Here is a 21533-nt window from a genome sequence, read left to right on the forward strand (position 1 = left end):
CATGCCGACACCACCGATCCTCGAACTCAAAAACGTCAGCAAGCGGTTCACGGGGGTGACGGCAGTCTCCGGCTTGTCGCTTGCCATCTATCCGGGCCAGGTACTTTGCCTTCTGGGGGAGAACGGCGCCGGCAAGTCGACGGTGATCAAGCTGATCACCGGGGTCGAGCGCCCAACCACCGGTGAGCTCCTCATCGATGGACGCGAAACTCAGCTTACAAGCCCCCGTCAGGCTCGCGAACTTGGTATCGCAACCGTCTACCAGGAGGTGTCCACGCTGCCGCTTCTCAGCGTCGCGCGTAACTTTGTCCTGGCGGCGGAGCCCAGCAAAGGATGGGGCCCGTTCCGACGGATGGATTTGCGGGAAGCCGAACGATTGGCGCTGGAGAGCCTCCGCGCCCTCGGCATCAGCCGGGTCCGGGACGGCGGCCAGCTGGTCGGCACCCTGTCGGGCGGCGAGCGGCAGGCGCTTGCGATCGGCCGGGCCGTGCATTTCGGTGCAAGGCTGCTGGTGCTCGACGAGCCGACCGCCGCCCTTGGCGTGCGGGAATCAGCGACCGTGTTGCGCCTCATCAAAAGAGTCCGCGCGCGCGGCGTTGCCGTGCTCTTCATCACGCACAACGCTTATCACGCCTACTCGGCGGGCGATCATTTCGTGGTGCTGCGGCGCGGGGAGGAACTCGCCTCTTTTGCAAAAGGTGACCGGTCAGTCGAGGCGCTCATCGAACTCATGGCGGGCGGCACCGAACTCAAGGCCCTTCTCGACGAGGACGACGCGTTCGGTTCGCTCGGGGTGTAGGCGCTTCGCCCGGGGGCCGAAAGATCCGATGCCCCCACGCCGAATAACAGCCTGTCGGAGCCCTGAGGCAGAGACCAACACGTCTAAAATACGCTTTTAGCTCACTCACTGAAGCTTGAAGCGACAGCTATCTGCAAGGCCAAAATTCATTTGCCCCCCATCCGAATTAAGCCCACGATCTCGATGCATATCAAGAAATTTGATAAAGACGCTGGGAAAGCGCTGAGGGGTTTTAGCCTATGAAAGCAAAGGTTCTCCTTCATCGAGACTTTGTAATTTCGCAGATCGATCGTCGGCTGTACGGTGCGTTTCTGGAGCATCTCGGCCGCGGCATCTATACGGGCATCTATGAGCCCGGCCATCCCAATGCCAACGAACACGGCTTCCGCGAGGATGTCCTCGCTTTGGTGCGGGAGCTTCGTCCGCCAGTCACGCGGTATCCAGGTGGCAATTTTGTCTCCGCATATAACTGGGAAGATGGCGTCGGCCCGCGCGAGCAGCGCCCCATGCGTCTCGACCTTGCTTGGCGGACGAAGGAATCCAACCAAGTCGGCGTGAACGAATTTGCGGACTGGTGCAAGCAGGCTGAGACCGAGCTTATGCTCGCCGTCAATCTCGGCTCACGGGATCTGGATGCCGCGCGCAACTTCCTGGAATACTGTAATCATCCGGGCGGCAGCACCTGGAGCGATCTGCGCATCGCCCACGGGTGGGCGGAACCACACAACGTCCGGCTTTGGTGTCTGGGCAACGAGATGGATGGCCCTTGGCAGGTCGGACACAAGACCGCGACGGAATACGGGCGCGTAGCTAATGAGACCGCCAAGGCGATGAAGGCCTTCGATGCCGAGCTGGAACTCATCGTCTGCGGCTCGTCGCATTCCGAAATGCCGAGCTACCCCGCCTGGGAAGCGGAGGTGCTGGAGCAATGCTATGACGCCATCGATCACATCTCGCTCCACATGTATTTCCGCAACGATGAGAAGCAGACGCTGAACTACCTTGCCAAGACAGCGATCATGGAGCGCTATATCGAGACGGTTGGCGGCGTCATCGACTATGTCCAGGCCAAGAAGCGGTCCAAGAAAAAGGTCACGATCTGCTTCGACGAATGGAACGTCTGGTATCATACACGCGACGCCGATCGTGAGCGGATGGATGCCTGGGATTGGCCGGAACAGCCGCGGCTGCTCGAGGATATCTACAACTTCGAGGATGTGCTGCAGGTCGGCAGCATCCTCAACACCTTGATCCGCCAGTCTGATCGCGTGCGGATCGCCTGCATCGCGCAGCTGGTGAACGTCATCGCGCCGATCATGACGGAACCGGGCGGGCTGGCCTGGCGGCAGACGATTTTCTATCCCTACTATTTCGCCTCGCGCTTCGGCCGCGGGACGGCGCTTCGCCTTGCCGTTGAGTCCCCAACATATAGCGCCGAAGCGTCCGGTGAGATCCCTTATCTCGATGTCTCCGCGGTTCATGACTCATCCCAGAAGCGTGTGACCCTCTTCATGGTTAATCGCCATCTGACCGAGGCGATGGAGTCTGTGACCGAGATTGGCGGCTTCGCGACGACCGGCATCGCCGATCAGGCGCTCATCTCCGGTCACGATATCAACGACACCAATACGCTCGACGCCCAGAACAGAGTGGCGCCCACAGCCCGCGTCGACGCCGAACTGCGGGACGGCGTCCTGAAGGTTGCGCTGCCCCCGCTCTCCTACGCCATGGTGAGCCTCAGCCTGCGATAAAGATCGGCGAAGGCCTCCCGAGGGGGAAGCCGGACGGCAACGAACCACGTCGGGCCGAAAAGGCTCGCTTCAAGGGAGAACGTCGTGATGCCAACCGAAATTGGACGGCGCAGTCTCATTATCGGCACGGGAGCGGCGGTTCTCGCGGGCGGGGTCCGCATCCGCCATGCCGAGGCCGATGCCTTCATATCCCAGCTTCCGCGTAATGAGACGTTGATCGTCGCCAATCCCACGGGCACGGTCAAGAATGCGGGCTGGTTCAACATCTGGGTGAATGGCGGCGGCGGGATCGCCAACGGCCTGCAACAGCTTGGACTTGATACCCTGTGGTATATCGATCCGGAGCATGGCATCGACAATATAGCTTGGGACTGTTCACTCGCCGCCGACAAACCTCAATACAATCAAGATTTCACCGAGATGACGGTCAAACTCCGGGACGGACTGTTCTGGAGCGACGGCGTGCCGTTCACGGCCGACGATGTCGTGTCGACGGTGCAGACGCAGATTGCGCATCCAGGCATGCTTTGGGGGGCGCAGTTCACGGTGACCGTGGCGGAGGTGACAGCCACCGATCCGCATACCGTGGTGTTCAAGCTCAAGCAGGCGAATTCGCGGTTCCACTCCATCTTCACGGTGCGTTGGCAAGGCGCCTGGATCCTTCCCAAGCACATTTTCGACAAGGTCGAAGATCCGCTAAGGTTCAACTTCAACAAGCTGGTGACGCTCGGGTCCTATACGATCCGCAACTATGACCCGAACGGCAACTGGTTCATCTGGGAGCGGCGCGCGGATTGGCAACGCACCTCCCTCGGCCGCTTCGGCGAACCGGGGCCTCGCTACGTGGTCTATGTCGCTGAGGGCCCGACCGATGAACGGGTGATCCAGCAAAGCAACCACAATCTCGACATCGTGCATGACCTCACGCCCGAAGGCGCCTTCGCCCTGCTCCGCCGATCCCCGGAGTCGCGCGGCTGGTTGCCGAAATTCCCTTACGCGCACCCGGATCCGACACTGCCTGCGGTTCTCCTGAACAACGAGAATCCGATCTTCCATGACCGCCCGCAACTGCGGTGGGCCCTGGCGCTTCTGATCGATATTCGCACGGTTGCAATGGCCTCGTATCGCGGCGCTGCCACGATCTCGGCGATCGGCGTACCACCGACAGGGGTAGGGCCAAAATACTACCACGAACCGATCGAGGGATGGCTGACCGAGTTCACCCTGGACACCGGCACGCGCAAGATCAAACCCTATAACCCCCGCGCAGCGGCAGAGATCGCGGACTTCCTGCGTCCATCGCGAAAGGACGAAATTCCGACCGACCCGGCCGAGGTTGCGCAATCGTTTGGCCGCGGGTGGTGGACCTATGATCCGCAGGCGGCAACCGAGTTGTTGCAGGCGGCCGGATGCAAGAAGATGGGCGGCCAATGGCACCTGCCGGACGGCACGCTGATTTCGATCCCGATCCTCGTCGAGGGCGAGGCACGTCCGTCGATGACGAGTGCGGGCGCGGTCATCAGCGAGTCCTGGCGAGAGTTCGGGATCGACTCGCGTCTGGTGATCGCGCCGAACATCTGGGACCGGTTCGCGGTCGGGGATTATGTCGCGGCTGTTGCCTGGAGCGTGGAAACCTGGGGCGGAATTCCGGACCTGTCGTTTTTCCTCGACAGTTGGCACTCCGAGTTCCTGGCACCTCCCGGCAAGACCCAATCGGCGCGGAACTGGCAACGATGGAAGAACCCGGAACTCGACCAGATCATCGACAATATTCGCAAGACCGCCTTCGAGGATCCGAAGGGCGTCGAATACGGTCTCGACTACGTCAAGCTGGCGGTGCAGCAGATGCCGACCATCCCGCTGATGGCTTTCAACGTCTTCACTATGATGGATCAAACTTACTGGACCGGCTATCCGGAGGCGGTAACCGACCCCTACACCGATCCGGTGCCGGACTGGGGCAACTCGCGCTACATGATGCCCAAGCTCAAGCCGCGCAAGGCGTGACGTCATCATGTCGGGCTACGCAGGCTATGTTGTGCGACGGCTCGGTCAGTTCGTGCTCGTGGTGTTCGTCGGCATCTCGCTGATCTTCCTGGTGACGCATCTGACCCCGATCGATCCCGTGCAGCAGACCATCACCGCGCTGTCCACCTACGGGCAGACCAGCCCGGAGGCAGTCGCGCTGATGCGCAAGTCGCTGCAGCAGCTGTACGGCACCACCGGCAGTCTGCCCGAGCAGTATGTGGTCTTCTGGTCGCGCATGATCCGGGGCGACTTCGGTCCCTCTCTCTCCGCCTTCCCGACGCCGGTGATCACCTTGATCGGCCGGGCGCTGCCGTGGACCGCCGGCTTGATGCTGTCGGCAACGGTGATAGCGTGGGGACTGGGCAATCTGCTCGGTGGTCTCGCCGGCTATTACCGTCACAACTTTCTGCTCAGGCTGGCCGGAGCTGTCGCGATCGGGCTGCAACCAATCCCCTACTACATCTTTGCCTTCGTGCTGCTCATCCTGTTCGGGTATGTGTGGCCGATCCTGCCGATCAACGGCGGCGCGGAGATCAACCTCACCCCCGCACTCAGCGGCGCCTACATCGGCAGCGTCCTGCTGCATTCCATTCTACCGGCGGCCTCTATCGTCCTGGCTGGCATTGGCAGCTGGTTCTTCGGCATGCGCAATCTGACCGCCAATATCATTTCTGAAGATTACGTGCGCTTCGCGGAATTGGCGAACGTTAATCGCCGCCGGATCCTGTTCTCCTACGTGATGCGGAACGCGGCCCTGCCGCAACTGACGGGGCTCGCCATGTCGATCGGCACCATCTTCAGCGGTGCTGTCATCACAGAATACGTCTTCGGCTATCCGGGGATCGGTAAGCTTCTGGTCGATGCGGTGAATGCCGGCGATTACAGCCTCGTCCTCGGCGTGGCCTCGATCTCCATCGTCGCGGTGTCGGTGGCGGTGCTGATCATCGACCTGCTCTATCCGCTGCTCGACCCGCGGATGAGAACAACGCAATGAGCGCCGTCGTCGGCGGCAGACTGCGCCGCAGCACGGGCTTCGGCAGTGCGGTCCGGCATCTCCTTCACCGCCGCGACTTCGTGCTTGGCGGCGTGCTGCTCGCGATCATCATCGTGCTGGTCGTGCTCTCCTTCTTTTCGCCCTATCCCCCGGATCAGACGTATCTATTGCCGCCGGATATGCCGCCCGCCTGGCCCAACATCTTCGGCACGGACAGCCGGGGCCAAGACGTCTTCTTCCAGGTCTGCTTCGCCATCCGCAACACCCTGGCCTTCGGCCTGTCCGTGGCGCTCATCAGCCGCGTCATCGCGCTCGTCGTTGGGATGATCTCCGGCTACATGGGCGGTTTCGTCGATCGCGTGCTCATGTCGATCAACGATGTTTTTGTTGTCATCCCGCTGTTGCCCGTCCTGGTGCTGTTCTATTTCGTCATGAAGAACGGCATGTCCTGGGGACTGCTGGCGCTGGTCATGGCGGGGCTCGGCTGGGCCTATGATGCGCGTCTCATCCGATCCGTCACGCTCGGTCTGCGCACGCGCGAATTCACGCGCCACGCGATCTTCTCCGGCATGTCAATGCCGCGCATCCTGGCAACCGAACATCTTCCCTTCGTGCTGCCAATCGTGTTTTCGACCACGCTCAACAACATGATCTGGTCGATCGGCATGGAGGTGACCTTGTCGGTCCTCGGCTTCACCAATGTGGAGACGCCGACGGTCGGCACGATGATTTATTGGGCCAATCAGCACCAGGCTATGGTCTCGGGCGACTGGTGGTGGATCGCGGCGCCGGTTGCCACTGTCATCGTGCTGTTCGTGGCGCTGTTCCTGCTGGCCGTGTCGCTGAACGAATATGTCGATCCGCGTCTGCGCGCCGGGCGTGGATCATGAGCGACACGTCCCCGATTGTCCGTGCCCAGGGGTTGCGGGCCTACTACCGCCTTGGCGCGGCATCGGCCGACCATGAGGTGCGCGCCGTCGACGATATCGGCATGGAGATCCGTCGGGGCGAAATCTACGGCATTGCGGGGGAGAGCAGCAGCGGCAAGTCGACGCTGATCCGAACCATCGCGGGCGCGCTCGCACCGCCATTATATTTGCTTGGCGGGTCGGTGACCTATCACTTCGGGGACACGGACATCGACGTCTACCGTCTGCCGGCGAAGCAACGACGGGCGCTGCGCTGGACCTGCGTCTCCTACGTGATGCAGGGCTCGATGAACGTGCTCAACCCCGTGCGCCGGGTGCGCCAATCCTTCATCGACTTCGCCTTTGCCGGATCAGGCAAGCCGATGCGCGATTTCTTTGCGGAGGTGACAGCGCATCTGCAGACGCTGCGGCTGCCGGCAAGCGTCCTCGACGCCTATCCCAATGAGTTGTCCGGCGGCATGCGCCAGCGTGTTGCCATCGCCTTGGCGACGATCACGCACCCGCCCTTGCTGATCGCGGACGAGCCGACCACGGCGCTCGACGTCGTGGTGCAGAAGGAGGTGCTCGGCATGCTGCAACAGGCGAAGGAGGCGGTCGGCGCCTCGGTTTTGCTGGTCACGCACGATATGGGCGTTCACGCGCATCTCGCCGACCGCATCGGCATCGTCTATGCGGGCCGGCTGGTCGAAGAGGCGCCGGCCGCTGTTCTATTTGAAACGCCCCGCCATCCCTATACGATCCATCTGGTCGGCTCCCTGCCCCGCATCGGCGACACCGAACGGAAGCCCGCTCTGGCCGGTTCGCCGCCGTCGCTCGCGGATCCGCCTCCTGGTTGCCGTTTCCATCCGCGCTGCCCCTGGGTCATGCCGCGGTGCCGGACCGAGGTGCCGGAACTTCTGCCGCTCGGGCCAGACCAGCGGGTCGCCTGTCACGCCGTACACGGATAGGGGCGATGCTTCTCGAACTCTCCAGCGTCAGCAAAAGCTACACTCAGGGCGGTGTGCTGGCGCGGGGCCGGACCGATGCGCTGCGCGATGTGAGCCTGGCACTCGGCGCCGCTGGCCCTGAGATCTTCGCGGTGGTGGGCGAATCCGGTAGTGGCAAGTCAACGCTCGCCCGGTTGGTCCTGAATAGCGAGCGCCCCGATAGCGGGACGGTGCGCTTCGAGGGCAAGGATATCACCGCCATCCAGGGCACCGCCGGCCAGCGCGGCTTCATGGCGCGCGTCCAGCCGATCTTCCAGAACCCGTTCGAGGCCTTCAATCCGCTCAAGACCGTGGACCGCTATCTCTACGCGACGGCCGCCGCCTTTAAGGGCGCGGGGCGGCAAGAGGCGCCGCGGCTGGCGGACGAGGCGTTGCGGAAGGTGGGGCTGTCGCTGGATGAGGTTGCCGGCCGCTTCGCGCATGAGTTGTCGGGCGGGCAGTTGCAGCGCATCGCCATCGCCCGGGCGCTGATACCGGGACCGGCGTTGATTGTAGCGGATGAGCCGGTCTCGATGGTCGACGCATCGCTGCGCATGTCCATCGTCGAGCTGTTTCGCGACTTGCGGGACAAGCTCGGCGTGTCGATCATCTACATCACGCATGATCTCGCAACCGCCTATCACGTCAGCGATTCGATCATCATTCTGCTGCGCGGGCATGTCGTCGAACGCGGCGATGCGCGGCGTGTCCTGGCCGCTCCCGCGCATCCCTACACGCAGCTGTTGCGGGCCTCTGTGCTGGAGCCGGAGGAGGCAGGCGGGGCAGGGGGGCCACCCGCCCGGCTGTGGGAAGCGCCGGAGCTTACGGCGCCTCCGCCGGGCGCGGCCACACGCGGCTGCCGTTTTTCCGGGCGTTGCCCGCACGTCTTCGATCGTTGCCGGGCGGAAGTGCCGCCCTTGATCCCACAACCCGACGGGCGCGCCGTGCGTTGCTTTCTCTATGAAGCGGGAAGGAGCCGGCGTGATGCCGCATGAAAATGCAAACCAAGAGAGCCCTGTGTCGCTGGAGGTTTCCGCAGACCGCCGGCTCGGCCCCTGGCAGCCGATCTGGAACTGGTTCGGCTATGACGAGCCCAACTACAGCGACGCGCCGAACGGCCGTGTGCTGCTGCGCAAGCTGGCGGAACTCGGACATGTGCCGGTCCACATCCGCGTGCATAACCTGCTGACGAGTGGGGACGGGACCGCCGCGCTGAAATGGGGCTCGACCGGCGTTTATGCCGAGGATGCATCCGGCGCGCCGGTTTACGATTGGACCATCACCGACCGCCTATTCGATGCCTTCGTCGACAGCGGCGTGACGCCTTTCGTCCAGGTCGGCTTCATGCCGGAAGCCTTGTCCACGCATCCACAGCCCTACCAGCACGACTTCCCAAAGGGCAGCATCACCACCGGCTGGGCCTATCCGCCGCGTGACCTTCGGCGTTGGCGCGACCTCGTCTCGGCCTGGGCTGCGCATCTGCAGGGCCGCTACGGCGAGGCCGCGGTACGGCAGTGGGTGTGGGAGGTCTGGAACGAGCCCGACGGCCTCTACTGGCGCGGCACGCCGGACGAATTCTGCGCCCTGTACGACACGACCGTGGCAGCCCTTGGCGCCATTCTGCCGGGCCTGCGGGTGGGCGGCCCCCATACCTGCGGACCAGACAATCCGCGCGCCGCGGCTTTCCTGCGCCACTTCCTGCAGCACTGCACCCGCGGCCGCAACCACGTGACGGGCGCTGTCGGATCGCAGCTCGACTTCATCGCCTTCCACGCCAAGGGCAAGCCGGAGCTGGTCGACGGGCGGGTGCGGATGGGGCTCGCCAAGCAGCTTCGCGACATCGAGGCGGGGCTTGCGATCCTCGATGAGTTCCCCGAGTTGCGCGGTCGCCCGGTCATTCTGGGCGAATCGGATCCCGAGGGCTGTGCCGCCTGCTCCGCGGCGATGCATCCGGAAAACGCCTATCGCGACGGGCCGATCTATGGTGCCTATGTCGCCGAAGCCCTTGCGCGGACGACGGAACTCGCGGCGCGGGCCGGCCGGCCTATCGAGGGATCGGTGACCTGGGCCTTCGAGTTCGAGGATCAGCCGCCCTTCATCGGCCTTCGTGAGCTGGCGACGAACGGTATCGACAAGGCCGTATTGAACGCGTTTCGGCTGATGGGCATGCTGGGCGGCCAGAGGCTCGATTCGCGCAGCGACGCGGCCCGGCCTCTGGAGCAGATCCTGGCCGATGGCGTGCGCGACCAGCCCGACATCGACCTGCTGGCGACCCGCGACGGCGATGAGGTTTCGATCTTGATCTGGCATTATCACGACGACGAGGCCACGGCCGCTACAGCCCCGGCGCCGGTCGCGCTGCGGGTTCATGATCTGCCACGTCACCTGCACGTCACGCATCGTCGCGTCGACGCGGCCCACGGCAATGCTCATGCCGCCTGGCAGCGGATGGGCCAGCCCCGCAGCTTCTCGGCGGAACAGCGTAATCTTCTCGATCAGGCTTCGGTGCCAGGCGTCGTTGCCTCCGGCCCGGCCGAAACAGAGAGCGGTGTTTTGCATTTAGGCTTCGCGCTGCCACGCCACGCCGTGTCTTTGCTCCAGATCACCTGGTGACCGGGCGAGACGGCAGCCGCTTCCTCACCATCAGCCCTGAGGACGGGCTGGACGTTCTGCATGGGCTTGCGTCACCGGTCCGTCTGAAAATTCTCAAATTCCTGCATGCGACCGGCCCGTCCAACGTCAACGCCATTAGCGCGGCATTGAGCCTGCCGCAGTCAACCGTCGCGACAAATATTCAGGTGCTGGAGAGCGCCGGCCTCGTCACCACCCGCACGCTGCCAGGGCGCAAGGGGCACCAGAAGATTTGCTCGTTCCGGTTCGAGGAGATCGTGCTGCATTTCAGCCGAGGCGACCTCAACCTGCGCAATGCGATTGAGGTGTCCATGCCGATTGGCCTCTATACCGCCTGCGCAGTGACGGCGCCGTGCGGCCTGTGCTCGACGGAGCGCGTTCTCGGACTTCTCGATGTGCCGGACAGTTTTCTGCAGCCTGAGCGGATGCAGGCGGCGCTTCTCTGGTTTGGGCGCGGCTACGTCGAATACAAATTCCCGAACAACGTCCACTCGCGCGGGCTGCCGATCACGTCGATCGGCTTCAGCATGGAGTTATCGTCTGAAGTGCCCGGCACCAACACCAACTGGCCTTCCGATATATCACTCTGGGTCAATGACATCCGGCTTGGCGCCTGGACCTCGCCGGGCGATTACGGCGATAAGCGGGGTGCCTTCACGCCGAACTGGTGGAAGCTGGCCGGTTCCCAATACGGCCACCGCGTCGTCTGGCTCGTCGATGCCAGAGGCACCTTCGTCAACGATCAGCAAGTGTCCGACCTGACGATCGCGGCGCTGGATCTCGATGAGCACCATTCCATCCGCGTCCGCATTGGCGTCGAAGAGACTGCGCCGCATCCTGGCGGGATGAACCTGTTCGGTCGCGGTTTCGGCAACACCGACCAGGATATCACTATGACTTTGACGACGCGGGCGGCAGGCGTCATTTCGTCGGGTTGATACGAACTGCACGCAACGATTCGCGCATGAGGCGCTCAAGATCATCGGCACTTGTATCCTTATCACCGATGAAGACCAAGGGTCCCTCACGTCGCCCAAATTCGAGAAAGGCTCGGAGAACCGGAGGAGCTCAGTTGTCACCGTCCTAGAGCGACATGATGCAATAATGTCCGCTGTCGTGTGATCGTTCAAGCCTGACATTATCCCGCAACACGCCACGCCGAGTAGTTCACAAAGACCTTCACGAAAAAGCTGGACAATCGGCTATGGGACGAAAGCAAAGGATAGGGTTCGTCATCGGAGTTGCTGGCGTCGCGACAGCTCTTGTGCTCGCGAAAACCTCGCCGACGGCAGCGCAGCAGGCGACGCCGACCGAGAGAGTACACGTGAAGATAGTTTCGTTTGGTGATAGTCTCTCGGATGTGGGCACCTATGCGCCATTTGCCAGTAGACTGTTCAACGGCGGCCGCTTCACGACGAACCCCGGGACGATCTGGACGCAGCAGATTGCCTCCTATTATGGCGATGTGCTGCGCCCGGCCTTCGTTGGAGGGTTCGGCCACCCGCTGACGCCGGAAGGTGGCTTTGGATATGCGGAGGGCGGATCGCGTGTAGCCCTGCAGCCTGGCATCGGAGAGGCCGCCGCGGGGACACCGGATGAGGCTTTTGCGCTTCAAACCGCAGTCCCGATCAAGGAACAAGTATCCACCTTCCTTTCGCAACATCATAATTTTGCGTCGAATCAGCTTGTGTTGATCAATGGCGGCGCGAATGACCTATTCTTTAATCTTGGGCGGATCGAGAACGACCCGCTAAAGCTCCCGCTCGCGTTGATCGCCATTGAAAAAGCGGCGATCCAGCTCGGGGAGCTCGTACAACGGATACATCGTGCAGGCGGGCAGCATATAGTCGTCATGGATTTGGCGGATTTTTCGAAGGCACCGCTCGCGCAGAAAGTCCCGGTGCCGAAGGTCGCGATCCAGGCCGTGATTTTGGGGTTCAATGAGACGCTGAAGGTAGTGCTGTTCGCACACGGGCTGCTGAACAAGGTCGTCTTGATCGACGCTTTCTCATTTATGAACCAAGTGGTTGCACAAGGGCAGGCTTTGGGTTTTCGCACAACCAGCGGAGGCTCGGCATGCAACGCAAGGGAGGAAACAGGTGCTGCAAGGCGCCTCGGACTGCATGACCCAAGCATCTTCAGCGACTCGCTGTTCTGTTCACCCGCCACCTATAGCGAGCCGAAGGCCGACGGGGACTACATGTTTGCCGACACCGTGCATCCGACGACGCACTTCAGTTTGCTTCTCGCGCAATACGTGGAGCAGCAGATCGCGACCAGCCGCTCTACCCGTGGCCTCGGAAGGTTGCTGCTTGGTCTCCAATAGCTACCATCATTCCTATTTGTCTAGTGAATATCAGGGAGCGGAGCGGACGAGTTCCGAAGCCAGAGCGGGTGGAATCGAGGGTAGCAGCGGCTTCAGGGTGGGATATCATCACTGCGTGACTGCTGTTCCGTTCGACCACGATGGCCTTGGCGCATTTCGCCATGAACCGCTGGAGGGTTAGTGGGATCATGTGATCGTGGGTGACCTTCCGGTCACTGCAGGCTACCGTTATCACCACGCCGCCGCAGGAGTGGCCGACGAGTATCACAGGATGCTTTGTGGCGGCGATCACGCGCTGTGCTGCGGCGACGTCGGCTGCCGTGATGCCGACGTCGGGGCCGGGCGGAGCTAGGGCTTCTGCCGGGACCGACCAATCCGCTTGTCTGAATACCCGCACTAAACCTGTGCCCTGGGAAGTGCTCAGGGCACCATGGCAGTCCGTCCCTCCGGGCGAACCAGATACACATAAGCGAACGCGGCGAGGATGGCGAAAAACAACATGAACGCGCTCATCGACAGGGCGGAGTGACCGTCGAACAGAACCGAGACCAGGCCGCTGGCCGCTGCGGCGGCCAGCATCTGGGCACATCCTGCCGCACTACCGACAGCACCGGCGATCTGTGGCAAAGGTTGCATCGCCCGGTTGGCGACGTTCGGCGCAATCAGCCCAAAGGCAAATGTCGCTCCAATCATGGCAAGGACCGCCAGGGGAGCCGGCATCCAGCCCGCCAGCGTCATCGACAGCAGCGCAGCCGAAGCCAGAACCAATAGCACGAGGCCGGCCGCGAGGATGGCTCCTGCTGGCGAACCCCTGGCGCTTAGCCGGCCATCGATCCAAGCCCCGCTCATAACCGCAATGGCAGTCAACCCGAAGGTGAGGCCATATTGGAAAGGGGTCAAACCGACGACATCGACCAAGAACAGCGACGATCCGGCGACATAGGCAAAGATCGCTCCCATCGCTGCGGAACTGATCAGGATATATCCCCGACATAGAGGATGCCGAAAAACGCGCAGGTAGTCATGCAGCATTCCCGACGGCGTCAGCCGCCGGCCTGGATCGGGCGTTGCACTCTCGGCGAACCCGAGTGACGTCACCAGGAGCAGAATGAAGCCGAGTGCTGTCAACACAACGTAGAGGAGTCGCCAGCCGCCGGCCGCCAACAGTTGTGCGCCTGCAAGTGGCGCGATCATTGGAACAACGTTGATGGCGACGATGACGTGGGACATCTTCTGGTGCGCGACGCGCCCCTCATACAGATCGCGGATAATTGCCATCGACATCGACAAGCTTGCGGCTCCGGCGCCCTGCACAGCCCGCCAGGCGAGCAAGACCGGCAGCGAGTGGGACGTGGCGCAGCCGAGGCCTCCGATGACGAGGACGGCGCTACCAAGTACCAGCAGGGGCTTGCGGCCGTAGCGATCAGAGACTGGTCCGAAGACGAGCGGCGTCGCGCCCAGGCTCAACAGGTAGACGCTCATCGCCAATCCCGCCTTTGCGGGCGGAACGCCGAGGCTCGCACCTGTCGCCGAGAGTGCCGGCAGGATCATGTCGATCCCGCAGGCCGGCACCGCAGCAAGCAGACCCAGTAGAAGGGTGAAGGCAAATGAACATCGATCAATTTGCACAGACGGAGGCCCATCAACTGTCGGTTGTCACCTGCAGCCCTAGCGTGCGGCCAGCGCGCTCTCAGATGCACAGGCCATCACTAGTCGGTCCCGCACCACTCGTAGGAACGATGGCAGCGGATCGTGGCTTACATGCAAAAGGCTGAGCGACCCGTTGACCGTTGAGACGCCGATCTCCTGCTCGCCCGCGAAGCCCGCAAGTATCGCCGGGCCCCAAAGCCGCTCGACGGTCAGACCTCCGAAGCGGGTTTCGATCGGTAGGTTTCCCAGGTTGCTGATGTTGATATCGAACCTAAAGCCAGCCATGAACGCAGCGATGTCGTTCACGGTCCGTGGGGTTGACAAAAAGCCGTTCAGTCCGCCCATCAGGGACGCCATGACCTCCGGTGACTTCAGAGGTAGAATGCAGTCCCGGGCATGTCGGGCAAGCTTCCAGAAATCGCGCATCTCAGGGGCGATCAAAATCGACCCACCTGCCGAAAGCAGAGCAACGGACTCACCGCCGGAGACGGCATCGCGGGCGTCGACGGCAGAGCCGACGGTTATTGGTGACACCGCAAGTTCCGGCGATGTCAGGCGCGCGGCCTCCACGGCGGCGGCAACGAGCGCACCGTGGACCGTCGTCCCTTCTTTGCGAGCCCGCCGACGCAACTCGCTCGTCAATGCCTCGCTCAAATTGGAAGTACTTACGTGGGGAGGCGAGCCATCAATCGTTCTATAGAGATCCAGCGATCCGGGCGATGGGAACGCCACCCCATCTTTGGCGACCTGCGTCTCGAACGGCTGGAGCAGACTGTCCAAGGAGCCGGCCGGCAGCATTGGATCGAGGGAGTGTCCGGCTACTGATTGCACCATGTCCCGAAGCGCGAAAACCAGCGATTTGGTGTCCGCGATCGAATGATGAGCAGCCAGGATAAGAAATGTACGATACGACTGCGTCACCAACACGACCCTTACCAGCGGCACGCGTCCGTCATCGAAGGGTAGTGCCAGTTCCCGTTCCATCTCGACTTCCCATCGGGCGTCTTCCTGCGCCACGATCCGGAGCGAGCAACGGTCGCTTCCCGCTGTTTGGCGGAACCAGGGGATCCCGTTCTCATCTTCCACGATGGCAACCGAGAAGGCCGGATGGCGTTGCTGCACCGCGCCGACAGCCTTGATCCAAGCGGCCGACGATGCCTCCCCTAGGATCTCGGCACAGACGGCAAAATGATACGGCGTGTGCCGATTTTTGAGCCAGAACATCCGTTCGATGCCCCCAAGGGGGCGTTCCAGTTTCATGCTTGGCGGAAGCGCATCCATCCTATGATCGTCCTTTCTGAAGCACCCGTAATATCCGCGGGAATGCGTTACGCGGACCGGCGCCACCGCTGTACGGCGATTGCTTCCATCTCCTCAACCAGGGCCGGCGACCCAAGTTCCGGCACAATGGCTTTCCCAAGGCGCGACGCTGCGACCCGGAATCTCGGTTCGCCGAGCAATCTTGCCACCGCCTGAGTGATGTCCGCTTCGGTTGCGGAGTCGTTCAGCGCCAGCCCCGCACCGCGTGCAACAACGCGAGCGGCATTGTCCGCTTGGTCTCGGCCCATCGGCAGGACAAGCAGCGGCACGCCGTGCGTCAACGAACGGGTGACCGTCCCGTGCCCGCCATGGGTTACGACGAGCGAGACTTCGGGCATGACCGCATCATGCGGCGCACTATGCAGAAGCGTGATGTTACTGGGCGCAGTGATGGTTTCCTGCGCCATCGCCGGCCCGACTGTTACCACAGCATCGAGGTCCATGCGGCCAAGCGCCGTTACGATCCGATTAAGCAACGAAAGCTGGTTCTGAAAGCTGGTGCTCAGCGAAACCAGGACGCGCGGCCGTTTCGGCTGTCCGGACCAGGGTGCGGTCCAGGTTTGTGCCCACATCGGCTGATCGAGCAGCGGCCCGACATAGCGAAGGTTGGCCGGCAGGCGTTTCGGCGGGAAGTCAAAAGCCTCAGCAACTCCTATCAGAACTCGGTCAGCCCGGTCGTAGTGATCAAAGATGTGCTTAAGTGGCGCTAGGCCAAATGCTGCCCTTGCCCGATTCAGCTGTGGCAACTGCGTATTCATCAGCCCGATAAGCCGTTCATGCGTCGCGCTTTCCGCAGCCTCATAATTCGCCGAGCCGTCTGGGATAAGGCCGGTCAACGCGGTCGGAACACCGTCGAGAGGTCGGACGCTGATATGTGGCGAGAGTAGCGCACAGGGAAGTCCCATGGCCTCCGCAGCGATGACGGGCCCGGCAAGGAGGTCGTTTGTGAGGACCGCATCGGCCGGCTCGTTACGCAACGCGTCGATCGTGTCGGCGGCATAGTCGATTGCCGCCCCAAACATGATTTGGGTGACGAGAAGGTTGATCTCATTCCATACTGGGTCGTCCCCAATGTTACCAGGCAGAACCGGCGGAGCGGGACGCCGCCAGGCCAAGGCGTCAAACCCGGCTTTAGCGGTCTCTTCGCGATGAGTTGGTTCGCCTAGTATGCGCACATGGTGCCCCCTCTGACGTAGCCGGCGCGCAGCGGTCAGAAAAGGGTTGAGGTTCCCTGGGTTTCCCCAGGAGGTGAGCAGAAACCGTAGCGACATGAGAAGGCCGTTCCTTCGTTATGGAAAGCGCTGCTGGCGAACACATGCGGGAGGCGCTCGATTGGCAGGTCCGCGTATGGCTCAGTCAGCGGCGACTCCCAAAGCGTCGCAGACGCCGATTGCAGCAGAATGACGGAATCCAATGTTCGGACTACAACCGAAATTGGGGCGCACGCTCGAGTAGGCTGAACTGCTCGACCCTGAAGACATCCGCATCTACGACAGCCATTGAGCCCGATCAGCTTTCAACGAACCAACACAAGCGCTACCGTCCTCTCCGCCGAAATCGCCGACAATGGATGCTCCCCCGATTTGCGGGAGAGGCAAGACTGTGGTCTGGTTGGAGGGCCGTCGCGTCGGATGCTTCGGGCCGTTCGTTGCGCAATCATACCGTGCGCTGCACCCGGGCATTTGCCATCTGCTGTCACACCATGCGGGACATGTATGCCGACTTATCGTCCTGCAGCTGTAGAAGGTCCTAGCGGGCCCGTTCAAACCGCTCCGACCAGAAGCTTGTGCCCGCGCCGACCTCGACTAAACGTGCGTTCACCCGTTCCCGGGGCGAGGCCGCGCCACGACTGGTGCTGCAAACCGGTGGATCGTCACCATCGCCGGCCGTGGTTGTTCTCCTCGACCACCACGTCCGCCCAGACCTGATCGAGTATCATGCCCTTTGTCAGCACCGGACCGCCGGACTCGGCGAGCATCAACAACACGTCGAAAGCTCGGCTGCCGAGGTCGACTGCGTTACCATCTACAAGCAGACGGCGCTCCTGCGGATGCACTTCGAACCGTCCAAAGCATAGGTTGACAGGTCCTGCATCCAGAAGCGCGCCACCGCCTCGTGCCCAGCCACATGGGCACGCGTGGGCCGGATCGGTCGGATCTGCCGGCGTACATTCAGCGCTTCGGTTTACACCCTGCATAACAGCCATCCTTCTAGCTCTCGGCGGCTTACACCAACAGCGGCCCCTCTATCGCTGCGGTTTGCTTGGCGATCATCGCGATCTAATTTCAACCCGGTGCTCTTCCGCTACGTCTGCAATGCTTTGTTCCGGGACAAAATATTGAAGAGGGTTCAGATGAAGGCGCGGTTGAGTTGAAGGAACAAGCGATTGCTAAATGTCTTTGCCGTTCATGTCGCGAAGGAAGGTATGAGGCCTGCGGCTATGAAAGAGTTTGATGCTATTCTTTTCTTAGTCCGCGCAGAAGCGGGCTGCAGTGAGTACGTGCTGGCAATTGACATTGAAAACAGCCCCGCATCCGTAACAACGCTCGGTCCAAATTCTTTCGTCGTCGTCGAGAAGTGGGCGACCCGCGAGGCGTTGGAGGCGCATGCAGCTTCGAAGCACATGATCCAGCTCCGAGCAAGGATAGAAGCCTTCATTCAAGCCCGATCCTTCTTCGTCGTTGGGTAGCTGGTAGAGAAGGCGTCAGCTTTCAGTCTGTCATCAGAGGGATTTTCGCTTGGAGAAGCACTACACCTGTAGCATCTTCTCATCGGTGCGAAATCTCGTTGAAATTATGGCGCCGGTTTTTCGCTCAAGTATTCAAGCAGCAAATGCATTACGATCAGGCTGCCAAAAGAGTCATTTCCCCGCGAGCTCCAGGGGCCTGCCGCATGCAGGTGAGCTTCACAGGGTTTCTCCTGAGATCCCTATCCCGCTGATCGCTGCGACTGACGAACTCCGCGTGGATGTCCTCGCTTCTGCGGGAGTGCACGAGGTATTCCGCCTGCCGCTGTGCTCCCGGAGCTCGCGATCGCCTCAAGGCGTTGGCTTCCAGCCGGATCATTCTTGGAAAGCGGAAGCCTAGCTGCCTCAGAGTGTGGCGCAGCGACTGAGGGCGGCAGCGGTTGAGTTCGGCCCACCGCTGCTTCACGAGGCCGGCGTTGGGCGTTACATCGCTCACCATGTTACAGCCGTAGCGAAAATCGTGTGAGCAGCAACTTTGGCGACACGAGTCTGGGCACATCAGTGGTTGGGCAGCGGGTGGCTGTTCGCTCGGGCGCAGAAGTCCTCCCGGTGAACGGTGGTTTGCATCAGATTAGATTGCCCACCAACAGGGCGCTACGGAGTGTCGGCTATGGGAAGCGAAGCAGATGGCAGAGCGGAGCATCCGGGCATGGCTAAAGCCCTCACGGAGCAAGCCCGGATATTGATCGTAGACGATGACGTCGCTTTCCGCGGGATGTTGTCTACTTATCTCGAACAGCAAAGCATACGTGTTCACACGGCTGGCAGCGGGAACGAGATGTCTCACCATATAACTGTGCGGGAGCCCGACCTGGTTCTTCTCGACCTTAGACTCGACAAGGAGGATGGTCTTGACTTGCTGCGCGACCTTCGCTCGCGATCGGATGTCCCGATCATCATTATGACCGGGCATCGCCGCGAGGAGATCGACCGTGTTGTCGGGTTGGAGCTAGGCGCGGACGATTACTTGTCCAAACCATTTGGGTTGCGAGAGCTTCTGGCCAGGATCAGAGCTGTCCTCAGACGCCACGAATACGGTCGGAACGACTCTGACGACCAGACGTTGGGGGGCTACCGCTTTGACGGCTGGGAGCTCGATTTGAAGGCGCACCGCCTAACAGCCAAAGGAGGTGAGCCTGTTCAACTGACGAAAGGCGAGTATGCTCTGCTTGTCGCGTTTCTAGCCGCGCCAGGAAGGGCGCTGACGAGGGAGTATCTTTTGCAGGCGACCCGTGTCCATGAAGATGTCTTCGACCGGAGCATTGATGTGCAGGTGTTGAGACTTCGACGTAAGCTCGAGTTGGACCCAAGTGTACCGCGAACTATCCAGACGGAGCGGGGTCTTGGGTATCGGTTCACTCTGGCGGTTGAGCAGTTTGGCAGATGAGATTTGTCGATGGGGCTTCACGCGCCGCACGCGCTTAGACTACGCTGGAGGCTCTTGTTGTGCTTGATGGCGTTGTTGCTGCCGATGTACTACTCCGTTCATGCTCAAATCGCCGAAGTCGTACCTGAGATAGGGGCTGTTACGGGTCAGGAGCCGGTAACACCTGTCCCGCCTGCACCGCCGAGTGACCCTCGCATTGTCAGTCTTGGAGAAAAACTGTTCAATGACCGGCGCTTGTCGGGGAACGGCACGCGTTCCTGTTCATCCTGCCACGATGTTCACACAAATGGGGCCGACGGGAACCAGTTTGATGCGACGCCGAATGGCGGACGGACCACCTTTCATACTATCACTGTTTTCAACGCGGCACTGAGCTATCGTCTCGATTGGGAGGGAAACGCTCAAACCTTAGAAGAGCAGGCTGCCCTGTCGCTTAGAGATCCGCAACTCATGGCAACGAGTGTTCGCAGAGCGGCGCGAGAAGCCGGCGAAGAGGGCAGCCTGGCGCGCGAGTTTGGGATCATCTATGGGCACGCGCCTTGTTCCAGCGATCTACTGAACGCTATTGCAACCTATGAACGCTCTTTAGTAACACCCGGTGCCCGGTTCGACCTTTGGTTAGAAGGCGACCGATCGGCACTTTCGCTTAATGAGCAGGTTGGATACAAACTCTTCAAGTCGTTTGGCTGCATATCCTGTCATCAAGGGGTCGAACTTGGGGGCAATCTGTTCGAGCGCAGTGGAATATTCCATCCTTTAGGAGGGTATCAAGGACAGATGCTCCTCGTGCCGAGTCTCAGGAACGTAGCGGTCATGGCGCCCTATTTCCACAACGGCAGCGTAGCATCACTCGATGAAGCTGTTGCCGAAATGGGGTATGCACAGCTCGATCGCCGACTATCGGATCAGCAGATTAAAGCAGTGTCGGCTTTCCTTTCCACGCTGACTGGGAGTTATGACGGGAAAGAAATCCGGTCAGCAAATGGGAGCAATGGGCAGTCTCCTTAAGGGTAGATCCTAAAGCGCCATCCTACAGTACACCAAAATCTATCGTTGCCATAGCTGACGGTCCTGCCCTCTTCTAGCTTCCCCACGCCATCAGAGCGGACGCGTTTCCTTCACATAGACCTCGAAGAAATCCGAGAACGTCGCAACGCGAAGTGGTAGTCGCTCATAGGGTGGATAGTAGAGCGTGAGCCAGATGTCAGGAGCCCTCCAGTCGGCAAGAATCTGCACAAGCGCGCCAGATCGCAGCTGCTCTTCCACGATAAAGCGGGGGAGCAGGGCGATGCCCTGACCATTCACCGCGAGCTGCGCCAGTAGATCACCATTGTTGGCGCCAAAGCCGCCGTGCGCCTTGTGGCTACGGTGAGCCTGGCCCTTCGAGAGTTCCCACACCTCCTCCCGCGCCTGCTCGGAATAGCTGAGGCAGTCGAACGCCGACAGGTCATCGGGGGTCAGCGGCGTCCCTTTGGCAAGAAGACAATCCGGTGACGCCACAAGCATTCGCGGCACTTTGCAGATTTTACGCCAGACTGTGGATTTGTCAGAGGGCGGACCCGAGATGCGGATCGCCAGATCGTACTGGTCCTCGACGATATCGACAAAGCTGTCGGAGAGCGTCAGCGTGATACGGGTTCGGGCGTGCATGGCTGCGAACTGCGACAGCACCGAAGGCAGGACCTTCAGACCGAGCGACATTGGCGCCGAGATGCGGATCAGGCCGGAGGTGACACCGTGCAGCTCGCGCGTCTCGTCAGCGGCCTCGGTGAGTGCGGTCGCCAAAGGTGCTACTCGGGCGGCGTAGACCGCTCCGGCTGAAGTCAGAGCCACCTGACGGGTCGTGCGCAACAGGAGTTGCACACCAAGCCGCTCCTCCAGCGCCGAGACTGTTCGCGTGACTGAAGCGGGCGTCATGCCCAGCAGTCGCGCAGCTGCTGTGAAGCTCCGCTGTTCGGAAACGGCGATAAACGCGCGGATGGCTTCGAGTTCACCCATCGGCGATTA

17 protein-coding genes are annotated in these 21533 nt (G+C 61.4%); 13 read left to right on the plus strand and 4 right to left on the minus strand.

Annotated features, from left to right (window positions below; translation table 11 throughout):
- Window position 1: 1 nt before the first annotated feature.
- The 10 genes from ACOEQ1_RS16985 to ACOEQ1_RS17030 all read left to right on the plus strand — a co-directional run bounded on the left by ACOEQ1_RS16985 (window position 2) and on the right by ACOEQ1_RS17030 (window position 12423).
- A complete protein-coding gene (locus ACOEQ1_RS16985; RefSeq protein WP_419760408.1) occupies window positions 2-799 on the plus strand; it encodes an ATP-binding cassette domain-containing protein in 798 nt (265 codons plus the stop codon).
- 239 nt (window positions 800-1038) lie between these two features.
- On the plus strand, window positions 1039-2550 hold the full coding sequence (locus ACOEQ1_RS16990; RefSeq protein ID WP_419760409.1) for an alpha-N-arabinofuranosidase: 1512 nt from the start codon (window positions 1039-1041) through the stop codon (window positions 2548-2550).
- A gap of 87 nt (window positions 2551-2637) precedes the next feature.
- Window positions 2638-4557, plus strand: a complete 1920-nt coding sequence (locus ACOEQ1_RS16995; RefSeq protein ID WP_419760410.1) for an ABC transporter substrate-binding protein — start codon at window positions 2638-2640, stop codon at window positions 4555-4557.
- Between the two features lie 7 nt (window positions 4558-4564).
- Window positions 4565-5572 (plus strand): ABC transporter permease, encoded by a 1008-nt coding sequence (locus ACOEQ1_RS17000; protein ID WP_419760411.1) that lies wholly within the window; start codon window positions 4565-4567, stop codon window positions 5570-5572.
- On the plus strand, window positions 5569-6462 hold the full coding sequence (locus ACOEQ1_RS17005) for an ABC transporter permease (protein WP_419760412.1): 894 nt from the start codon (window positions 5569-5571) through the stop codon (window positions 6460-6462). The genes ACOEQ1_RS17000 and ACOEQ1_RS17005 overlap by 4 nt, the downstream gene beginning before the upstream one ends.
- Window positions 6459-7448, plus strand: coding sequence for an ABC transporter ATP-binding protein (locus tag ACOEQ1_RS17010; protein ID WP_419760413.1), 990 nt, complete (start codon window positions 6459-6461; stop codon window positions 7446-7448). The genes ACOEQ1_RS17005 and ACOEQ1_RS17010 overlap by 4 nt, the downstream gene beginning before the upstream one ends.
- Window positions 7449-7453: 5 nt before the next feature.
- Window positions 7454-8461, plus strand: a complete 1008-nt coding sequence (locus ACOEQ1_RS17015; RefSeq protein WP_419760414.1) for an ABC transporter ATP-binding protein — start codon at window positions 7454-7456, stop codon at window positions 8459-8461.
- Window positions 8451-10079: a GH39 family glycosyl hydrolase gene (locus ACOEQ1_RS17020; protein ID WP_419760415.1), complete on the plus strand. Its 1629-nt coding sequence runs from the start codon at window positions 8451-8453 to the stop codon at window positions 10077-10079. Before ACOEQ1_RS17015 ends, ACOEQ1_RS17020 begins: the two co-directional genes overlap by 11 nt.
- Window positions 10076-11035: an ArsR/SmtB family transcription factor gene (locus ACOEQ1_RS17025; RefSeq protein ID WP_419760416.1), complete on the plus strand. Its 960-nt coding sequence runs from the start codon at window positions 10076-10078 to the stop codon at window positions 11033-11035. The genes ACOEQ1_RS17020 and ACOEQ1_RS17025 overlap by 4 nt, the downstream gene beginning before the upstream one ends.
- Before the next feature lie 266 nt (window positions 11036-11301).
- Complete coding sequence (locus tag ACOEQ1_RS17030; RefSeq protein ID WP_419760417.1) at window positions 11302-12423, plus strand: SGNH/GDSL hydrolase family protein; 1122 nt, start codon at window positions 11302-11304, stop codon at window positions 12421-12423.
- A 420-nt stretch (window positions 12424-12843) separates the two neighbouring features.
- Here the strand turns inward: ACOEQ1_RS17030 and ACOEQ1_RS17035 are convergent, their stop codons facing one another.
- The 3 genes from ACOEQ1_RS17035 to ACOEQ1_RS17045 are packed head-to-tail and all read right to left on the minus strand — an operon-like array spanning window position 12844 to window position 16664.
- Window positions 12844-14052: a multidrug effflux MFS transporter gene (locus ACOEQ1_RS17035; protein ID WP_419760418.1), complete on the minus strand. Its 1209-nt coding sequence runs from the start codon at window positions 14050-14052 to the stop codon at window positions 12844-12846.
- Window positions 14053-14091: 39 nt separating this feature from the next.
- Window positions 14092-15354, minus strand: a complete 1263-nt coding sequence (locus tag ACOEQ1_RS17040; RefSeq protein ID WP_419760419.1) for a condensation domain-containing protein — start codon at window positions 15352-15354, stop codon at window positions 14092-14094.
- A 47-nt stretch (window positions 15355-15401) separates the two neighbouring features.
- The gene (locus ACOEQ1_RS17045; protein WP_419760420.1) at window positions 15402-16664 is read right to left on the minus strand and encodes a glycosyltransferase; all 1263 of its coding nucleotides are present in this window, start codon (window positions 16662-16664) and stop codon (window positions 15402-15404) included.
- Between the two features lie 1115 nt (window positions 16665-17779).
- On the opposite strand from ACOEQ1_RS17045, the gene ACOEQ1_RS17050 reads away from it, so the two are divergent.
- From ACOEQ1_RS17050 to ACOEQ1_RS17060, 3 genes are all read left to right on the plus strand, one after another.
- A complete protein-coding gene (locus ACOEQ1_RS17050; RefSeq protein WP_419760421.1) occupies window positions 17780-18082 on the plus strand; it encodes a putative quinol monooxygenase in 303 nt (100 codons plus the stop codon).
- Window positions 18083-18788: 706 nt separating this feature from the next.
- On the plus strand, window positions 18789-19526 hold the full coding sequence (locus ACOEQ1_RS17055) for a response regulator (RefSeq protein ID WP_419760422.1): 738 nt from the start codon (window positions 18789-18791) through the stop codon (window positions 19524-19526).
- Window positions 19527-19592: 66 nt separating this feature from the next.
- Window positions 19593-20534, plus strand: a complete 942-nt coding sequence (locus ACOEQ1_RS17060) for a cytochrome-c peroxidase (protein WP_419760730.1) — start codon at window positions 19593-19595, stop codon at window positions 20532-20534.
- Window positions 20535-20624: 90 nt separating this feature from the next.
- On the opposite strand, the gene ACOEQ1_RS17065 is transcribed toward ACOEQ1_RS17060, so the two are convergent.
- Window positions 20625-21524 carry a LysR family transcriptional regulator gene (locus tag ACOEQ1_RS17065; RefSeq protein WP_419760423.1) on the minus strand — a complete coding sequence of 300 codons (900 nt, stop codon included), beginning with the start codon at window positions 21522-21524 and terminating at the stop codon, window positions 20625-20627.
- Window positions 21525-21533: the final 9 nt, after the last annotated feature.

This window comes from Acidisoma sp. (assembly GCF_965199065.1).
In the GTDB taxonomy this organism is placed as follows: domain Bacteria; phylum Pseudomonadota; class Alphaproteobacteria; order Acetobacterales; family Acetobacteraceae; genus Acidisoma.